At 47.7% G+C, this 17,739-nt stretch carries 19 protein-coding genes; 8 read left to right on the top strand and 11 right to left on the bottom strand.

The window, feature by feature from the left end:
- Nucleotides 1-159: 159 nt before the first annotated feature.
- Nucleotides 160-1,638 carry a DNA repair protein RadA gene (gene radA / locus Q0991_RS02400; protein ID WP_299485150.1) on the top strand — a complete coding sequence of 493 codons (1,479 nt, stop codon included), beginning with the start codon at nucleotides 160-162 and terminating at the stop codon, nucleotides 1,636-1,638.
- 23 nt (nucleotides 1,639-1,661) lie between these two features.
- Here the strand turns inward: radA and Q0991_RS02395 are convergent, their stop codons facing one another.
- Both Q0991_RS02395 and Q0991_RS02390 read right to left on the bottom strand, forming a co-directional pair.
- Complete coding sequence (locus Q0991_RS02395) at nucleotides 1,662-1,844, bottom strand: hypothetical protein (protein ID WP_299485148.1); 183 nt, start codon at nucleotides 1,842-1,844, stop codon at nucleotides 1,662-1,664.
- Entirely contained in the window at nucleotides 1,841-2,728 is an 888-nt protein-coding gene (locus Q0991_RS02390; RefSeq protein WP_299485145.1) for an SPFH domain-containing protein, read from the bottom strand. Before Q0991_RS02390 ends, Q0991_RS02395 begins: the two co-directional genes overlap by 4 nt.
- A 136-nt stretch (nucleotides 2,729-2,864) precedes the next feature.
- Between Q0991_RS02390 and Q0991_RS02385 the strand changes: the two genes are divergently transcribed.
- Both Q0991_RS02385 and Q0991_RS02380 read left to right on the top strand, forming a co-directional pair.
- Nucleotides 2,865-3,224 (top strand): hypothetical protein, encoded by a 360-nt coding sequence (locus Q0991_RS02385; RefSeq protein ID WP_299485143.1) that lies wholly within the window; start codon nucleotides 2,865-2,867, stop codon nucleotides 3,222-3,224.
- Nucleotides 3,225-3,337: 113 nt separating this feature from the next.
- The gene (locus Q0991_RS02380; RefSeq protein WP_299485141.1) at nucleotides 3,338-3,727 is read left to right on the top strand and encodes a hypothetical protein; all 390 of its coding nucleotides are present in this window, start codon (nucleotides 3,338-3,340) and stop codon (nucleotides 3,725-3,727) included.
- Nucleotides 3,728-3,810: 83 nt separating this feature from the next.
- On the opposite strand, the gene Q0991_RS02375 is transcribed toward Q0991_RS02380, so the two are convergent.
- The 6 genes from Q0991_RS02375 to Q0991_RS02350 all read right to left on the bottom strand — a co-directional run bounded on the left by Q0991_RS02375 (nucleotide 3,811) and on the right by Q0991_RS02350 (nucleotide 9,235).
- Nucleotides 3,811-5,316: a DarT ssDNA thymidine ADP-ribosyltransferase family protein gene (locus tag Q0991_RS02375; protein ID WP_299485139.1), complete on the bottom strand. Its 1,506-nt coding sequence runs from the start codon at nucleotides 5,314-5,316 to the stop codon at nucleotides 3,811-3,813.
- Nucleotides 5,317-5,599: 283 nt separating this feature from the next.
- Nucleotides 5,600-6,961, bottom strand: a complete 1,362-nt coding sequence (gene der, locus Q0991_RS02370; protein ID WP_299485137.1) for a ribosome biogenesis GTPase Der — start codon at nucleotides 6,959-6,961, stop codon at nucleotides 5,600-5,602.
- Between the two features lie 59 nt (nucleotides 6,962-7,020).
- Nucleotides 7,021-7,581, bottom strand: coding sequence for a phycobiliprotein lyase (locus Q0991_RS02365; RefSeq protein ID WP_299485136.1), 561 nt, complete (start codon nucleotides 7,579-7,581; stop codon nucleotides 7,021-7,023).
- Between the two features lie 75 nt (nucleotides 7,582-7,656).
- Nucleotides 7,657-8,505 (bottom strand): S-formylglutathione hydrolase, encoded by an 849-nt coding sequence (fghA, locus tag Q0991_RS02360; RefSeq protein ID WP_299485134.1) that lies wholly within the window; start codon nucleotides 8,503-8,505, stop codon nucleotides 7,657-7,659.
- A gap of 209 nt (nucleotides 8,506-8,714) precedes the next feature.
- Nucleotides 8,715-8,915, bottom strand: coding sequence for a hypothetical protein (locus Q0991_RS02355; protein WP_299485132.1), 201 nt, complete (start codon nucleotides 8,913-8,915; stop codon nucleotides 8,715-8,717).
- Nucleotides 8,916-8,920: 5 nt separating this feature from the next.
- Entirely contained in the window at nucleotides 8,921-9,235 is a 315-nt protein-coding gene (locus tag Q0991_RS02350; protein WP_366524875.1) for an SH3 domain-containing protein, read from the bottom strand.
- Nucleotides 9,236-9,502: 267 nt separating this feature from the next.
- Between Q0991_RS02350 and Q0991_RS02345 the strand changes: the two genes are divergently transcribed.
- From Q0991_RS02345 to Q0991_RS02335, 3 genes are all read left to right on the top strand, one after another.
- On the top strand, nucleotides 9,503-10,567 hold the full coding sequence (locus Q0991_RS02345; RefSeq protein WP_299485128.1) for a hypothetical protein: 1,065 nt from the start codon (nucleotides 9,503-9,505) through the stop codon (nucleotides 10,565-10,567).
- Nucleotides 10,568-10,739: 172 nt separating this feature from the next.
- A complete protein-coding gene (locus tag Q0991_RS02340) occupies nucleotides 10,740-11,453 on the top strand; it encodes a DUF928 domain-containing protein (protein WP_299485126.1) in 714 nt (237 codons plus the stop codon).
- Between the two features lie 166 nt (nucleotides 11,454-11,619).
- Complete coding sequence (locus Q0991_RS02335; protein ID WP_299485124.1) at nucleotides 11,620-12,090, top strand: hypothetical protein; 471 nt, start codon at nucleotides 11,620-11,622, stop codon at nucleotides 12,088-12,090.
- Nucleotides 12,091-12,355: 265 nt separating this feature from the next.
- On the opposite strand, the gene Q0991_RS02330 is transcribed toward Q0991_RS02335, so the two are convergent.
- Entirely contained in the window at nucleotides 12,356-13,942 is a 1,587-nt protein-coding gene (locus Q0991_RS02330) for a mucoidy inhibitor MuiA family protein (RefSeq protein WP_299485122.1), read from the bottom strand.
- 156 nt (nucleotides 13,943-14,098) lie between these two features.
- Here Q0991_RS02330 and Q0991_RS02325 point away from each other — a divergent pair, with 156 nt between their 5' ends.
- Both Q0991_RS02325 and Q0991_RS02320 read left to right on the top strand, forming a co-directional pair.
- A complete protein-coding gene (locus tag Q0991_RS02325; protein WP_299485120.1) occupies nucleotides 14,099-15,817 on the top strand; it encodes a Rieske 2Fe-2S domain-containing protein in 1,719 nt (572 codons plus the stop codon).
- A 9-nt stretch (nucleotides 15,818-15,826) separates the two neighbouring features.
- Complete coding sequence (locus Q0991_RS02320) at nucleotides 15,827-16,705, top strand: phosphodiester glycosidase family protein (RefSeq protein ID WP_299485118.1); 879 nt, start codon at nucleotides 15,827-15,829, stop codon at nucleotides 16,703-16,705.
- 28 nt (nucleotides 16,706-16,733) lie between these two features.
- Here Q0991_RS02320 and Q0991_RS02315 read toward each other — a convergent pair whose 3' ends face one another.
- Together Q0991_RS02315 and Q0991_RS02310 are read right to left on the bottom strand one after the other, a co-directional pair.
- A complete protein-coding gene (locus Q0991_RS02315; protein ID WP_148215813.1) occupies nucleotides 16,734-17,018 on the bottom strand; it encodes a hypothetical protein in 285 nt (94 codons plus the stop codon).
- Nucleotides 17,019-17,092: 74 nt separating this feature from the next.
- The gene (locus tag Q0991_RS02310; RefSeq protein WP_299485114.1) at nucleotides 17,093-17,560 is read right to left on the bottom strand and encodes a hypothetical protein; all 468 of its coding nucleotides are present in this window, start codon (nucleotides 17,558-17,560) and stop codon (nucleotides 17,093-17,095) included.
- Between the last annotated feature and the right edge of the window lie 179 nt (nucleotides 17,561-17,739).

Raw genomic sequence — 17,739 nt, 5'->3', positions numbered from 1 at the left:
ATTTCCGTAATGCTCCTTAATTGCGAGTCATTTCTAAAAGTTAAATTTTAGTCCTCTGTTATTAAGTTAGCATGAAGTTAGTAACAGGAAAAAACGCTGGAATGCTTTCACACTATAGAGTTTAAGAATATTAACAGTTCAATTTTATTTAAGAATTATATGGCAAAAATACGAACTCATTACATTTGCCAAGAATGTGGTGCAGCTTCTCCGCAATTTTTTGGTAAGTGTCCTGCATGTCAAACCTGGAATTCTTTAGTAGAACAAGTGGCACCCAATTCTCCACCGGCAACCGATGGAACTCGCTTGGCACAACGACATCGGCAACATCGAAACACTTCACCTCAGGCCTTATCTTCACTAACGTTGACCCAAATTTCCGAACAGCCGATTCAACGATTTAGTTCTGGATATTCCGAGTTAGATCGTGTATTGGGAGGGGGAATTGTTCCTGGATCCTTAGTGCTAGTAGGGGGTGATCCAGGAATTGGCAAATCCACGCTTTTGTTGCAAATTGTCAACTTTTTGAGTGCTCGACAGCGTGTTCTCTATGTTTGTGCAGAAGAATCGGGACAGCAGGTAAAATTGCGGGCTCAAAGATTAGGGATTGGTGACGTTAATGCTGGGAATCAGATTACTCAAACGTCAACAAAATCGACTCAGGCAAACCAAAACTCAAACTTGTATCTTTTACCTGAAACCGATTTAGAGGTGGTGTTGCAAGAATTAGATTCGCTCCAACCTCAAGTCGCCATTATTGACAGCATCCAAGCTCTCTTTTTCTCGACGCTAACTTCAGCACCCGGCTCCGTGGCCCAGGTGAGAGAATGCACTTCAGCTCTGATGCGATTGGCCAAACGCGATCACATCACGCTGTTTATTGTCGGTCATGTCACCAAGGAGGGGGCCATTGCTGGTCCCAAAGTTTTAGAACATTTAGTGGATACGGTCCTCTATTTTGAGGGCGATCGCTTTGCGAATCATCGGCTGCTTCGATCTGTGAAGAATCGGTTTGGGGCAACCCATGAAGTGGGGGTATTTGAAATGATCGACCGAGGCTTGCGAGAAGTCTTGAATCCATCGGAATTGTTTTTGGGCGATCGCGAAGAAGTATCACCCGGTACAGCCACAATTGTGGCCTGCGAGGGGACTCGCCCCATTGTTGTCGAACTGCAAGCCTTGGTTAGCCCGACCAGCTACAGTTCGCCTCGCCGCTCAACCACGGGCATTGAATATAATCGTCTGCTGCAAATATTGGCGGTATTAGAAAAACGTCTTGGTATTCCCCTGTCTAAACTCGATGCCTACGTGGCTTCGTCTGGGGGGCTCAGCGTGGCTGAACCTGCTGCAGATTTAGGCGTTGCGATCGCAGTTGCAGCCAGCTTCCGCGATCGACTGGTAGACCCCACCACTGTTGTGATTGGCGAGGTGGGTTTGGGGGGCCAAGTCCGTTCGGTTTCCCAGACTGAATTACGGTTAAAGGAAGCGCTTAAACTGGGATTTAAACGAGCAATCATTCCCAAAGGTTCATCCTTTTCTGATTTGGAGATTGAGCTGATTCCGGTGGCTCGGGTTGCAGATGCCATTGTTGCGGCATTACCTGGGGGAAGTTCTGCCCATCAAGTTGCCGATGATTGAATCAATTTTTCTAGCGATTCTGACTAATTGGAGGCAGAGTCTTCAGAAGTGGAGGCGTCTTTATGGCGGCCAGCCTTTCGGGTAGACTCCTTCAGCAAAAATTCGATTTGAGCATTGACGCTGCGTAACTCATCTGCCGCCCAGCGTTCCAGGGTGTCGTAGAGGGTTTGATCGAGTCGGAGTAAGAAGCGCTTTTTTTTGCTCACGTATATAAGGATCCAGCATTAATAATGGGCTGTGTCGAACTTTCTGAGACTAGGGCGACCAGTAGGTTGTTGACCATAGACGCCTTGCGTTCCTCATCCAGATCAACGACCTGTTGCTCACTTAATCGATGCAGTGCCATTTCTACCATGCCCAAGGCCCCTTCGACGATCCGTTCTTTGGCCGCAATCACTGCGATCGCTTGTTGGCGACGGAGCATGGCCTGGGCAATTTCAGGGGCATAGGCCAGGTGTGTAATCCGAGTTTCGATAATATCGACCCCTGCCACCTCCAAGCGGCGCTGGACCTCTTGCTTCAGTAGGTCAGAAATTTGATCGGGATTTCCGCGCAACGACTCTTGGGTGGAGTCGAAAATATCATAGGCATAGCGGCTGGCTAAACTCCGCAGGGCCGTCTCACTTTGAATCGCCACAAAATCACGACAGCTCTCGACATCCAGTATGGCCTTTGCAGAATCCACAACTCGCCAAACCACCACCGCTGCTATTTCAATCGGACTTCCTTGGGCATCATTGACTTTCAGCCTTTCACTATTAAAGTTGCGAACACGCAAGGAGACGGGACGCTTACTGACGACAAAAGGAAGGGTCCAGTAAAAACCAGGTTCTCGAATACTGCCGATATATTTCCCCAGCAAGATCAACACCCGGGCTTGGTTGGGGTCTACGAGAAAAAAGCCAGCTGCTAAAATCCCGGCCATAGCGATTAATCCAGAGCCTAGCCAGAGCTGCGGTCCAGCTAATGTTTTCTCGAACAGGACAAAGGGAAACAGGTACCAACCACTAATTCCTAAAGACAGTAGGAGAACTGGCAACACTCCAAACCCATTTATTTTCCAAGCTGATGATTCTTTCGTGGCGTTCATCGGTTTACTTCCCTCGACTCTATATCACTAAGATAGCAAAGTGATATCACTTTGACATTGCTTATTGTCACGGCTGGCTATCCTAAAGGCCGTTACCGTAAAGTAGCGGTAACGGCAGACCATTAAAGGTGGGGCAATGAGAAAATTTGGGACGGGGCTTCTGGTGATCGGACTTGCGATCGCATGGCTGCTACTAGCCGCAAAGCCAGCCACTGCGACTACTTGGGAATTAGCTGCAGAAGCCGATCAAGGTCTAATTCGCCAATATTTTGATCGTGATTCCATCGAATGGTCAGGCTCTGAGGTCACAGTCATAAGCTACTACATTAATCAGCGCGCAACTCCGCAGCGCACAGACTATGTAACCACTTATGATTGCCGTGTTAACCAATTCAAAGATATAGAGATTAATGGCCAAATCGCCGGAGAACATTGGCACCCCCTGATTGATGATCCCCTCAATGAAGCCATTCGAGATTATCTCTGTGATATTTAACCTTAAGCAACTGGCACATCACTAAATAAGCACCGGTTGATAGAACTCGCTTTTCGTTAAACTAGAAAGAATAGTCTAGCCTTTTCTCTGGCTTAATACGGGTGGGTGTTCTGATGAAGTGGCGTTTGAAATCAGCAGTTCTATTGCTAGGATCTTGTTTATATTTTTCACCTTCTTTATCACAGGCTGAGGAGAAAAATAGTCCCACCCCAAAAGCCTCGGATATTCAAGAGACTTCTCCTGCCTCTCTATCAGAGCAGAAATCAGAAAATGCTTACTCTAATCAAGATCTCTGTCAAATCAGTAAGAGATTATCAAGCACTGCACAATCGAATAAGCAACCTAACTCAGGTCCAAATTCAGTGCTATTGGAGTCTCCCGGTAATAGAGGAATCCGCAGAGGTTTTCCATTAACTAAAGTGTTAGGTTCTCTCTCAGAGAAAGGAAGCCAAGACCAAGCAGCAGTCGCGAAATCTCAGCCTGCATCCGATAGCTGCAATTAGGGTTAAAAATAGTTTTTAAGTCACTCCATAGCAGGGTATTTATATACTTGCTTGGTTTTGCATTTTAGCTAATTAAAATAATATCAATATAAGTCTGTCTTTTGCACTTCAGCAGGAGTTTCACAACCTCCTGGAATAGTATCTCTTAGCCCAAAGAGATCATGGTTGAACCTAAAGCAAGACTTATCATTAATCCATTCCTTCAATGATTCAGAATCATAGAATGTTACTTCTTTTAAGTAAAATGAAGGAATCATATTAAACACTAAAACCTCAGCCTTAACATCTTGGGTATAGTGACTAGTTCCATCAAAGAACATGTTACTCAATGCCATCGCAGTGTTTCTATGCTCCTCTGGAATTAAAGCACTTATTTCATCGGCACCATTTTGAGCATAGAACTCACAATCTAGTTCCCAGAGTATTTCTTTTCTGTAACTTAGAATGACCCATTTTTTCTTGCTGTTAGAACTAGAACTTTTGAATGGATCATTACTAGGGTGACTGATGCTTAAACAGTTTCCCAATCGTTGCCTTTCAATCTTATTATTTGATGAGCAAGCTAATTCAATTCCATATTCATGCAATTTTTTCCTGGGAATCAAACCTTTGCTCAATATGCTGCTTAAATGCTCAACCCTCGTGTAATGAGTGCAAATATCTATATTTCTCTCTTCACAAATCTTCCTTATTGCTTGTTGTCTCTCATCAAGCTCTGTATTGCCAATATAAACCAAGTCTAGAGAAGAGAAGGGCTTTTTCTTCCCTTCAACTATTTTTTGATTTAGTTCACTAATTTCTATTTCTAAATTATTGACTTCAGCTTCTTTAACTGTGGTTTGAGAACTAAGCGTGTTAATGCATTCCTGCAAATGCTTCTCCTCTGAATCCATCTGACTGAGTTGTCGCTCTAGATCAGAAATAGAGGTATTTAAATCCGCTCTAGTTTGCTCAATATACCTGATCTCTTCATTAAGACCTTCACAATCAGACAATAATCTACCTCTCTGGTCCTCAAGAGCGCTGACTTCAGTCTCAAGTTGCTTAAGAGCAGACCTATTTTCTTTAACGCTTTGCTCATAACAAGTCTGTTGATGATTTAAGTCTTTTACAGACTGTTCAATATCTGACTTTTTCTGATCTAATTGATCTATTTCTTCATTTCCCTCTTCGATTAAACAACTAATATCTTCTAACTCTGAAGAATATTGGTTGATTAGGGATTCTAAATCTTCCTTATCTGACTCTAGCTGCTTATTTCTATCAGAAATATGGGAATAAGCTTCATTTTTCTTATCAAGTTGTTCAACAACTATCGCGAGTGACTCACCGGCAGAGGCTTTATCAGTTTGCAAACGAGCTAATTGAGCTTCTAAATCTTTTTGTTGCTCGGCTAGCGCTACTCTACTTCTATAAATATGCTCATCAATCTTATTCAGCTTACTCAAGATTGCGACAGATGCCACTGTGCTTGCTGATGTGCCTAACCCCATTAATAGAGATTTCTCAAGATTTTTGTTGATAGGGATAGACAAACAAAAACTAATGCTAAAGCTTAAACCACCCAATGCAATCCACTTGCTTTTCATTTTTTTTGCAACAGCTATTTTATTGAGGTTGATAGGTGAGAAATATCTGATAAAAATCTAGATCAGTAATCTACTTTAAAGATATTTTTATTATCATTCCCAATTTATATAACTCAACCCAACACACATACCGAATCTTTTGGATGGACAAAGATTTGATCCAAAATGATCTTGCGCTCAAAACGTTATCATCTTGACTGAGTTCTCGACAAAACCTCAGCCAGTTAGATATTCCCAAAGCTAATCCTGTGGCATGGGGAGCCTGTAATCTTAAAGACCCAGTTTAAGCTCGGGTTGCTCGGTTGGCCGTATTCCGTTCTACATCTCGCAGCTTCTTCCCTCGCCAAAGTAGACGGATAGGGGTACCCGTAAAGTCTAAATTTTCTCGAAACTGTCGTTCGATATAGCGACGATAATTGTCTTTGAAATGGTCAGGATTATTCACAAACAGAGCGATTGTAGGGGGTTGGCTACTGACTTGGGTGCCGTAGTAAATCTTACCTTGTCGTCCTTGGCGAGTAGTGGGAGGCGTATGCCAGCTCACAGCTTCCTCCAAGACTTCATTAATCACCGAAGTGGTCACCCGCTGTTCAAACTGTCGAGCCGCAGTATCCACTAGGCCCAGAATTTTTTCTACCCGTTGCCCGGTCTGGGCACTGACAAAAATCATTTCTGCCCAGTCCATAAAGTTGAGGCAAGATCGAATTTGTTTACTAAATTCATTGATGGTGTAGGTGTCCTTCGTAACGGCGTCCCATTTATTTACCACCAATACACAAGCCCGACCATCATCAATAATGCGGCCCGCCAGCTTCTGATCTTGTTCAGTAACGCCATCCAAGGCATCAATCACAAACAATACGACTTGCGATCTCCGGATCGCTTTAAAGGCCCGATTAATGCCAAAGAATTCCGGTCCATAGGTGACATTCTTTTTGCGGCGAATCCCTGCCGTATCGATAAAGCGGTAGGTTTGCTCACCCCGGCGGACTACCATATCAATGGTGTCACGGGTTGTCCCTGAAATGGGGCTGACAATCGAACGGTTCTCACCGACAAAGGCATTCAGCAAGCTCGATTTACCCACATTCGGGCGTCCCACCAAAGCCACCTTAATTTCCGGTTCATCATCAGATTCAGGGGTTTCGGAGAAATGTTCCACCACTTGATCCAGAAGATCCCCTGTGCCATTGCCGTGGATGCCTGAAACAGGGAGCGGTTCCTCTAATGACAATTCCCAGAATTGGGCCGCCTGAGTAATGCCTTGCTCTGGCGATTCGCATTTATTGACCGCTAATAGGACAGGTGTATCTTGCTGCCGCAGCCAATGGGCAATTTCATGATCTGCGGGGGTGGGTCCTGCTTGCCCATCCACCACCATGACGACCACGGTGGCTTCCTCTAAGGCAATCATGACTTGTTGGCGGATAAAAGGGAGGAATTCAGTTTGATCGTCAAACACCAGTCCCCCGGTATCCACTAGGGAAAAATCTCGACCGTTCCAAAGCGCTTGACGATAGGTGCGATCGCGCGTCACCCCTGGCGAATCATGAACAATGGCATCCATCATGCCGGTTAGCCGATTCACTAAGGTCGATTTACCCACATTGGGGCGACCAACAATGGCAACAATGGGTAAACCCATACAGATATCCTTATCTCAAATGCGTGACGTTGAACAATCTAATGATGGAGCTATCTCAATTACTGAGTTGATGCTGCTTGGGGCCGTTCTTCTGGGGTTGATTGTGGAGAGGTCCCCATTCTAACTTCAGAATACCAAGTGGCTTGGTGCAGTTGGTTGGCTTGCTTTAAGAGCGACATCCGTAAACGAAGATTGGGGCTGGCAAACCAAATTTGCTCTTCCAATGTTAAAGGGTTGAGGTCTCCAGTAAGGACTAATTTCTGATCTGCCCCCATCTTAAAATTGCAGGAATTAATGTCTCCTGAATCCATTCCCTGGAAGATTTGCCCCTGAGAGGCCGTAGGGGTGGTTGCAATGGGGACCATGATCAGTTGCCCCTGCTTGGGTGGCTGTGGCTGAAAATCTTGTTCCTGCCAGGCAATCCTCACGGCGCAGAGCGCATACTTTAGATCGATGGATGCATCTTTAGATAATGCTTTGACCCCTGGATCCGCTAAGTCAACGAACTCGACGGTCATCTGTGCCGTATGTGCCTCTGAAGAGGCTTGTCCAAGCTGGTGACACGTCCGTTGCGTAAACCAGCGGCCGCAACTGAGTTGGAAAAATCCCTGAATGTTCATGAAGATGGGCGGGGGACAATTCTTTCAATTTTAAAGCATTGTCTCCACTGCAATGGCATTTCAGTCTCGCAAAGGCTATGAATTCAGGTATTCAGCATGAAAGCGAAGGTGATCGCCTATAAACGTGGCAATAAAGTAGTAGCTATGGTCATATCCGGGTTGTAGCCGCAGGGTTAAAGGCCGACCGGATTGGGTACAGGCCTCTTGTAACAGATGAGGCTGTAATTGCTCTTCTAAGAATGAATCTGCGGTCCCTTGATCGACCAACAACGGACGATCATCTTGATATTGATGCACCAGTTCGCAGGCATCATAGGCTTTCCAGGGTTCAGTCTCCGGGCCTAAATATTGAGAGAGGATCTTTTGCCCCCAAGGACAACGGGTAGGCGCCACAATGGGTGCCAAGGCTGAAATGGACCGATAGCGATCGCGATTCCGTAACCCACAAACCAACGCCCCATGTCCCCCCATGGAATGGCCACAAATGCTTTGCCGTTCAGGATTTCCTAGAAAGAATTGAGCAATCAGTGCCGGTAACTCTTCCACCACATAGTCATACATCTGATAATGCTTGGCCCAAGGGTCCGCCGTCGCATTTACATAAAATCCCGCCCCGGTTCCCAAATCCCAATCTTCCTCAGCACCAGGGGTTTCGCCATCCCGTGGGCTGGTATCGGGTGCCACCAGCATCACGCCATATTCAGCTGCGTATCGCTGGGCCCCCGCCTTCATCATAAAGTTCTCTTCGCTACAGGTCAGGCCAGACAAAAAGTAGAGGACAGGAACCCGACCTGTCTTCGCTTGGGGAGGCTGATAGACGGCAAACTGCATGGGCGTCTGGCAGGTCTGGGAGTCATGACTGTAAAATCCCATGGTGCCGCCAAAGCAGGCAGTCTCCTGGCGACAGGTGAGCGATACTGACATAGATGCAATCTAGAGCAACTTTGCCATTATGGGGGATGACGCTGCGATCGCACCGCCTCATCTTTAATCTGTAAACTCAAGTTACAAAATGACTCAACCCTAATCATGGCAATCGATAGGGGCATATATCATCTAGGTGAGGCAACCCGCTGACTATCCCGAAAGACAGACATGAGTTTTGGGACCATGCCGTCATCATAAACCGTCAGTCAATCAGCCCTTTTGCCAATGGATAAGCTGCCACGATCACATCCCAATTCAATCGCTGTGGCGGGTGTGATCGTGGCAACCAGTCCACTTTGATGAGTCGCTGTCGCTGCATCCCATGTCGTAGGAAATTCCGCAATTATGGCAGACCCTTGGGCGGCCTGCTGAGCAGACCGGCGGAATGTGCATTGGATGACAGTCAAACTGACTAGAAATCATCCAGACCAATCGGATCTTGGACATCCACTAAGTCACCTCGGATCCAGCCCCGAGCACCAGATGGAAATTCCACATAGTACCAGTGATACCCATCATCACTGTAAGTTGCATCAATTACGTGTACCCGATCGCCGACGACACCGTAGTGGGGGGAAGACGAAGAGGTGCTAGGCGCTGACCGAACATTGATGCGACCGCCAGGTTGTCCCACCAAATACGCGGGAGCAGCAAACGCCGGAATCGCTGCGATCAGGGACAGAAAGGAAATTGAAATCATAGAAAAGACTCGGCGAGTGAGCTTCATGCTGTTCTCCAGGTTCATTGCGATTGTTAATACACTTGTTATCGCTATAGTCCCTAATCTCAAAGCGTCACACCGTGATCAAACCCGCCAAACTAGTGTGACGTTCAGCACGCCTCGACGCGATTCTGAGTCATCGGGCTGGCAAAGAAAATCACGCTTGCTGAGATCACCTCCCTGACCCAGAAGAGTTGAAAACCCTTTTTAAGTCATATTGATGAAAAAACTTGTCTATCTTGAGTTAAGGCCCTCGTTCACAGCTTCACACTGATGCGCAGATTCCAGCACCCCTTGTTTACCGTTTCGCTCTTGATTGCTGTGGGGGGCGGATGGTTGAGCAGTTGCGCGCCAATGGTTCCCAAAACCCATCAACCATCCTCACCCAAAATTAGACAGTTGGCGATAGACACAACAATGACCCCCAAAGCGCAGCAGTTGTTTTATCAGCAGACCCCCAGAATTGAATCTAAAAAAACATTCCATAAGCTCTGTCGGAAGGCCCATCACAATACTGAAAAGACCATTCTATTAGGCTGTTTTACCAGTAATGGTTACGAAGGCAAGATCATCATCCAGTCGATCACCGATCCACGTTTAGCTGGAATGATGGAAATGGTGGCGGCCCACGAGATGCTGCATGCGGCGTATCAAAAGCTGGCTCCAAAAGAGCGATCGCATCTAGCCCCAAAGTTGAAGCGGGCAGCGAAACAAGTCAAGAATAAGCATTTGTTGGCCGTGCTCCAAGAGTATGAAACGGGCGATCCAGAGCTTTATATCAATGAACTGCACTCCCATTTAGGGACGAGTTTAGCGAATTTGGGCGACCCAGAGTTAGAGGAGTATTATCGGCAGTACTTTCGCGATCGCAAACAGGTCGTCGCATTCGCTGAACGCTCCCGCAGCGTTCTAGCCGACGTTGAGTCTCAAATCCAACTTTTGGAACCGGAATTGAATACCTTAGAACTCAATCTAAAAACGGAAAAGGACGATATTCAGCGGACAGAAGACAACCTCAAAGCCAGTTATCGAACCTTGGAGCAGATGAAGGCCAATCTTGCCCAGTTAAAGCAGCAAGCTGAGGCGTATCTCAGCCAGGGGGATGCCAGCCTCGTCAATGCCTTTGAACAAGAACGATCGCGCTTTAACACTGAGGTGGGGGAGTTTAATGCCCAAGTTCAGCAATTACAGAAGCGAATTACTCAATTTAATCAAAACTTTGAGGATTATAGCGAAAAAGTGAAGTTCTACAATGAGCTAGCAGCAACCAATCGTTCCATTCTCAGCACGATCAAACTTGACCCTACCAACGAGACAGTCCAACCGGTTGCCCCCTAAAGGGTTTTGTTAATCGATGGATCTAGAGCAAGGGAGAAACACATCCTAAGTACAGGGGAGTGAGGTCTGGTGCTTGCGAATTCACACCCACTTGCTCTCTGGTATAGCTCGTGAGCTGGAACACAGTGCATCAAACTGTAGTCCTTTAAGATAGAGGTTCTGGTTGACAATTATGTCCAAAATGGTGTCCCAAAGAATGTCCTTCTTCGCTAAGAGTATTGCGATCGCATCTATCGCTGGAATTTGCTTACAAGCGTTACCGAGTGATGCCCGATTTAATCCGGGGGGCACTGTTGGCAAACCGGGGAATCGACGAGGATTAGCCACCCGAGGCGGAGGATGTAAAGCCAGTGGCAACCCGACATTAACGACCCTCGTTCCTAAAAGTAATGTCGGGTTGACGGCATCGGCAACGCCGACGTTCTACTGGTTTATTCCCCAAAACACCTATCAATACGTCAACTTTTCTCTGTACAGCGTGGATGCCGAGGATAACCCCACGGATTTAATTTATGCTGCTACCTCGCGCATCTCTGGAGAGGGGGGCCTGGCTAGTGTCTCTTTACCTGAAGAAGGCACAACTCAGTCCTTAGAAGCGGGCAAGAGTTATCGCTGGATGGTCCGGCTCCTCTGTTCTGGAAATGACCGCCGGGGACTCTCCGCCATGGGGTGGATCACCTATACGCCACCCAGTCCTCAGCTTGCTAATCAGTTGGCGGCAGGGAATAAGGCTGATGTGTATGCTGAAGCGGGCTATTGGTATGACGCCGTGAAAGAACTAGCCCAGCAGAAACAAACCAACCCCACCAGTCCTGCCGTGAATCAGGCTTGGAAAGAGCTGATGGAGTCAGAGTTTGTGCAGTTAAACCAGCTTGCGACTCTGTAGACTGCATGGAATAATACTTTGCCACCAACGCAGAATAAATTGATGTAGTTGACCCGATATAGGCTACTTATATTTTTTGTCGCTTATCAGCGGTTTGCTGATTTCAAGCGTTAGGCGTCATAAGACTTTGGTGCTAGATTCTCTCGGTAACCTTTAATGGGGTGTCATGAAAAATGAGGCATGGAGCCGCGAAATTGATGTGGTATTGGATTTACTTGGGAAGAAACAATTTGAAGTTTGTCTGGAGAAACTAGACGAGCTTCACAAGGTAGTTGCCAATGAAGTATACGAGAAAGGGAGTCTATCCACCTGGCATGAAGAGCAAGTGCTTGGTCTGAAATCACTCATACTAGAGGGGTCAGGGCAGTTTAGAGAGGCGATCACAACTCGAATTGAACTGAGCGATACTCATTTTGAACGTGCAAAAGGTCACTGTGAAAGTGCAGGCTTTAGCTACGCAGTAGCAGCATTATTATCATTTAAGTTAGGCGACGAAGATAAAGCGTGTGAGCTTGCTGAGAAGGCTATTCAACTTTCAGGCTTGGCTGTTTCAATGCCAACTGTGGTGCTAGAAGCTGCATCTATGCTTGAGGAGGTTCGAGAAAGACAAGCTCGGGAAGAGCATGGATTATCCTGATTCGAGTGTTCGAAAATTACGTATTTGCTTTACTCCTTAGCTTATTGCTCTTAGAGATAAGGTCAACCGTTAGATGAAAGCAGGCTAAAGCCCATCACAAATTGCAGTAAAGTATCAACGACTCCAAGTTTGTGGTGTAAGACTTACAGAGAAAGGATTGTAGGTTAATCTAGACAGCTACTTTTGGGTAACTCCAAAATGATCCGACATTAAATCTGGAAAACGGACCAATACTTTTTAGATTTACAGGAAATTAAGGAGAGAGCTAGATACCTAAACCTTGCACAGACTCAGTTGGGGGATGTTCAATAGTGAACTGGTACTCAATGACTTGGCGTTGTTGTGGCGTTAAAACTAGCGTCCAATCTAACTGTCCCAGCTCACCTGCCTCAATTCTAGGTTGGCTCTGGGTCAGTCGGACCTTAAGGCGCTCATCTCGGCTAACGGGCAACTGTTCTGTTAGCTTAAGCTTGGCGGCTTGCTCTAGGAAATTGGTGACCACTAAGCGGTAGGCAAATGTAATTCGACGTTGACCGCCAATCAGTTTTTTGTCGACCTGGCGTTCGGTTAGCTCTCGTTCAATCCCGAGTCCTTCGTCGATTCCAAGATCGGTCTTGAATTCTTGTCCAGGGGCTGTATGGTCGAGTTTAGCGGTGCCAACGAACATGCGATCGCGAAAAATATTCGCTTTCCCTGGCAGGAGAGTAACGCCATCCGTCGGGTTTCTCACAGTGGCCTGGAGATAGGCAAAACTAACTCGGCTCGGCATGGCAATATGCTGACAGTCCACCGGATACTCCTGATTGGCCAAAGTGACGGTATGGGGATTGCCATCACTCGGGATATCACTATTGCCTCCAATCTTAAAGGAGACCACCGTCCCAGATTTGGAGATGTCTGCCGTTGCCACCTGGGCCATTTTCTTTGAGGCTGGGCTGGGAGGGGGAGGCGAAGCTGCTTTTAGGTCGGCTCCAACTTCTAACGCCGCAGCCATCGGTGCAGCAGACTTCCGCCGTTTTAGCATTTCTACCTGCTGGGGTAAGTTGATATACCAAGGTTCTAGCTTAGGGGGTAAAGAACCGAGTCCAGGTTTGGCAGTGGATAAGGTTAAGTCGACGGCCTCCCAGCTCTCTCCTGTGGTCTGCTCCACTTCCGCTAGATAGGACAGGCCTAGAACACCCGTTTCGGTATTGAACTGTAAATCATACAGGGGACGCCACTGAGCCTGGTTGACTCGGTAGGTGACCTCTAAATCCAGGCTTCCTACTGCGGCAGCGATTTTGACCACGAGATGATAGCGCTCATGGGGACGACGGGTTTGTAGTTTTTGGAGTTGGTCTTCCAGTAATTGAATTTGCTGCTGGAGATTTTCCTGTTGACCTTCAATACGGGTCACTGCATCGCTATAGGTTTCATATTGTTCACCCCAAAACTCGAAGAGGGCGTGGGTCTCAGTCAGGGTTTGCTGTTTGACAATTTTTTTCGACAGGGTTGGAATTGCTTTGGTGCTGAGGGCTTCTACGGCCTGCAACTTGAGCTTCACTGCCGCTAATTGATCCTGGTAGCGTCGTTGCTGGCGCTGCAGCTTTTTAATTTGCGCTTCGATTCGAGCCACGTCTGGCTCAGTTGATTCAAGGGTTGCCACGGACTCTGTCCTTACCCCCAGTAACTGCACCGCCTGGGTACTAGAACCGGAGACCCGCACCGAATCGGTTTGTAAGGTCATGGGTAAATCAGGAATGATAATCTCCTGCTCACTGCCTGTCAGCTCAACTGTGCCTTGGCGAGTAATTTGGGCCTGGCGGCTATAGACGGTAACCGCTGTAATCTGAGTGTCAATCGTGGTTTGCATGGGCTTGAGTAGGAGACAATTCGGAGCAGAGGGATTTTCAATTCGAGGGCCGTTCCACACCCTAGCACTAAGTGAGTTATCCTAAATCCCATCAACGCTAGAGCATTATTCTGAAGATACCCCCAGCAATAAGGTTCCCCAGAGGGTGAGGTAGGCATGGAGACTTGCGATCGCACATTCAGTTACGTGGCTGATCTGGCCGATCTCTCGGAATCGGGTTGTCATGTCGTCTATGTGGACGGTAAAGCTATTGCCCTCTTCCGGCAAACAGATCAGGTTTTTGCCATCGACAACCGCTGTCCCCATATGGGATTTCCGCTCCACAAAGGCACTGCCCAGGACGGCATTCTGATTTGCCACTGGCACCATGCCCGCTTTGACTTAGCCAGTGGAGGCACCTTTGATCTGTGGGCCGATGATGTCCAGTCGTTTCCCGTAGAGATTCGGGAAGGTCAGATTTGGGTGGATCTGTCCACGCCTCAAGATCGAAAAGCCTATTATCAACAGCGTCTTGCGGATGGCTTAGAACAGAGCATTTCCCTAGTCATTGCTAAATCGGTATTGGCATTACTGGCCTTGGGTGTCGATCCGGCGGAACTGGTTGAAATCGGGTTAGCCTTTGGCAGCCGCTATCGACGAGCCGGTTGGGGCGCAGGTTTAACCATCTTGACCTGTATGGCCAATCTCTTGCCCCATCTTGATCAAGACGATCGACCTTTAGCCCTCTATCACGGGTTAAGCGCCGTTGCTCGGGATTGTGCGGGTTCACCGCCCCGCTTTGATATTCAACCTCTCCCGCAATCTACCGCTGAGTTTGCCACTCTTAAGGGTTGGTTCCGAGAATTTGTAGAGGTTCGAGATCAGCAGGGAGCCGAACGCTGTCTCGTTTCCGCTATCCGTAGTGAAGCGCCTCCAGCGCAGATTGCCGAGATGCTGTTTGCTGCTGCCACGGATCACCGATTTCTGGATGGCGGTCATACTCTGGACTTTACCAATAAAGCCCTTGAAGCATTAGATGTAGTGGGTTGGCATCAAGCCGAGACCATTTTGCCCAGCTTGGTCAGGGGGTATACCGATGCTGAACGCATGGAAGAGTCCAGTGCTTGGCGCAGCCCCGTTGATTTGGTAGCTCTGTTGGAGCAGGCTTTTGCTAAATTGCCACAACTCTATCAAGCATCCCAGCAGACGCCAGTGGATCAAGGGGCTTTAATCCCGATCCTTTTAGGCGATGATCCAGCCCTGATCATTGACGAGTTGCTCCGAGCGATTCAAAACGGATGCAGCGATGTGGAATTGGCCCAGGTCGTCACCTATGCAGCCGCTAGACGGGTGGCCCAATTCAGCATCAACAATGATTTTCGGGATTGGGATATTGCCCATCACACTTTTACCTTTGCCAATGCCGTGTGTCAGGGATTGCGGCGAGTCCCTTCTGTTACCCTCTTGCGAGGGGTGTTTGATGCAGCGATGCGGATTTATCTCAATCGTTTTTTGAATATACCTCCGGTGCCGTTACCTCGGCCTGAATCCCAAGCCCCCTCTTTGGCCGAACTTCCTGATCTACTCGATCGCCAACAGCAGGTCAAGGCAGTAGGCGAGGTGGTGGCCCAGTTTCAATTCAATGGAGGAGAAGCACCCCATCTACTGGCCGAGCTAGGGAAACTCTTGCTCCGGGAAGATCGCAATTTTCACACCATCCAGGAAATAGAGGCTGCGGTTCGCCAGTATGAGCAATGGGCAGATAGCCCTACCCGTCCCTATTGGTTAGTGGCCGCCTCCCGTTACTTAGCGGCCCATGCCCCCACGGCTAGAGCCCAAGGCCAAACCTATAGAATTGCCCACCGCCTCCAGCAAGGGGATCAGGTCTTTGAGTAGGAGATAGATATGAGATTGATTGGATGGTCTATCAGTATGTCTTTGGCCATGAGCTTGGGACTGTGTTCTGCTCCGTCTCAACTCTCGCCGCAGCCACCACCACTGCCACCCACCATGCAATATCAAAAACAGGAATTATCGCAGGCAACGGTACATGTCCTGCGGATCCCCAACCATCCCCGCTATACCGTTCGTCTTGATGTCGTGGACGGACTCCAAACCGTGGTTGATTTTGCCCAAAGCACTCCCAAGCCAGTTGCTGTGATCAATGGGGGATATTTTGACCCTGCGAATCAGCTAACCACCTCCGATATTCGGCGAGGGGGCCCAATCCTGGCTGACCCAACTCAGAATTCAAGATTGGTGGATAATCCCGATCTCAAAACCTATCTACCGAAAATCCTCAATCGCTCGGAGTTTCGGCAATATCAATGTGGCGATAAGACTACCTATGCCATTACCTTATACAACCAGCCTATTCCTCCAGACTGCACCCTTAGCTATGCCCTGGGAGCGGGGCCTCAGCTCCTTCCCCAACTGACCTCACAAGCAGAAGGGTTCACCGACTCAGTTGATGGCCAGGTAATTCGAGATGCCATTGGCAGTCGCCAACCTAATGCCAGAAGTGCCGTCGGGATTACGGACAAAGGAGATGTGATCTGGATGTTGGTGGAGCAACAGTCTGCGACCAAGCCTGGACTTTCACTCCCTGAGCTAGCCGATTTTATGGAACAGCAGGGTGCAGTGTCTGCCTTAAATCTGGATGGCGGCAGTTCGTCTTCCCTAGTGTATCAAGACCAAGTGATTACGGGTAAAAGTCTGCAAGGAGAGCCACTACTTCGCCCTGTAAAGTCAGTTTTGATGGTGCTGGAGAATGCACCTAAATAGAGCTGAAATCAATCGGTAGGACGGAGCCCTAACGGCTTGGATGATACACCTTGATACTGCCTTGAGCGATCAGGGGTTGGAGAATTTCGTCCGTTAGCTGAGTTTCAGGCTCCGTGGGAGTTGGAGGTTGGAGTTGGGATTCCAGTCTTGCGATCGCAACTTTCAATGCTGACGCAGTTTGGTGATTCGTACAGGCTTCCAGTTGATTACGAAGCTGTTCGATTTTATCTACGGTTAACAGAGCCATCGGAGTCCACACATCAAAGGTTCCAGAGATCATTAAACCATTTAATTGGCATGAATCAACATTCAACGAATCGTCCTTTAGAAAGGCTTCAATTTCAGTCCCCCCAAGAGGCTAGCTGTTCAATTCCGATGGCTCGTACCTCAGGCTTGGCAAGCATTGGCCATGGTCTGAGTTCTCCTGCCTAGGGGCCGATTGAACTTAATCAGGCCCACCCAAAATGTTCGATATCCATTGTTATTGAGATTCTTAGCGCGAATACAAGACCACATACCAATCGGCTTTTTGAGATAACCCAGTGAGTCGAATTTCTGAGTGCAGTGCTTGCTGTTGGTACAGCGAGTTTTGATAGGTGCAGAATGGCCTTGGTTAAACACATAGAAAGAGATGATTTCGGTCGTTGCTTTACGTCGTTTGGGATTTCGTTTCCCCTTGCGATTTTTAACCACGCACTTCCCTTGAATGCTGCCGAAATAGCAATGCCCTTTGGCCCAATATCCATTGGCTTTGACATTGAATCCTTTGGTTTTGGCTTGAGCGGGAGTGGTCAAGGCAGAAAGGGCCAAAGCTGTCGTAACAATAGTCACTCCACCGATCATGATTTTTTTCATAATGAATTCTCTCCTGTCAATTGAGCTGAGACTGAAGCAACGGTAGCCACCATTGAGCGGTCTCCACCTTCTTGTAGGGATATCCCTCTTTTATCACTTTAGTCAGATAAAAAATAGACTATTCTCAGTGTCTATTTTTCTGATGAGTGATGTCAGCTTCAAGAAGTCCAGAATCAACC

Origin of the sequence: Acaryochloris sp. IP29b_bin.137 (assembly GCF_028285745.1) — a bacterium.
Lineage (GTDB): Bacteria > Cyanobacteriota > Cyanobacteriia > Thermosynechococcales > Thermosynechococcaceae > Acaryochloris.
Note: the sequence above shows the minus strand (reverse complement) of the source record. Positions and strands in the feature narration are given on the sequence as shown.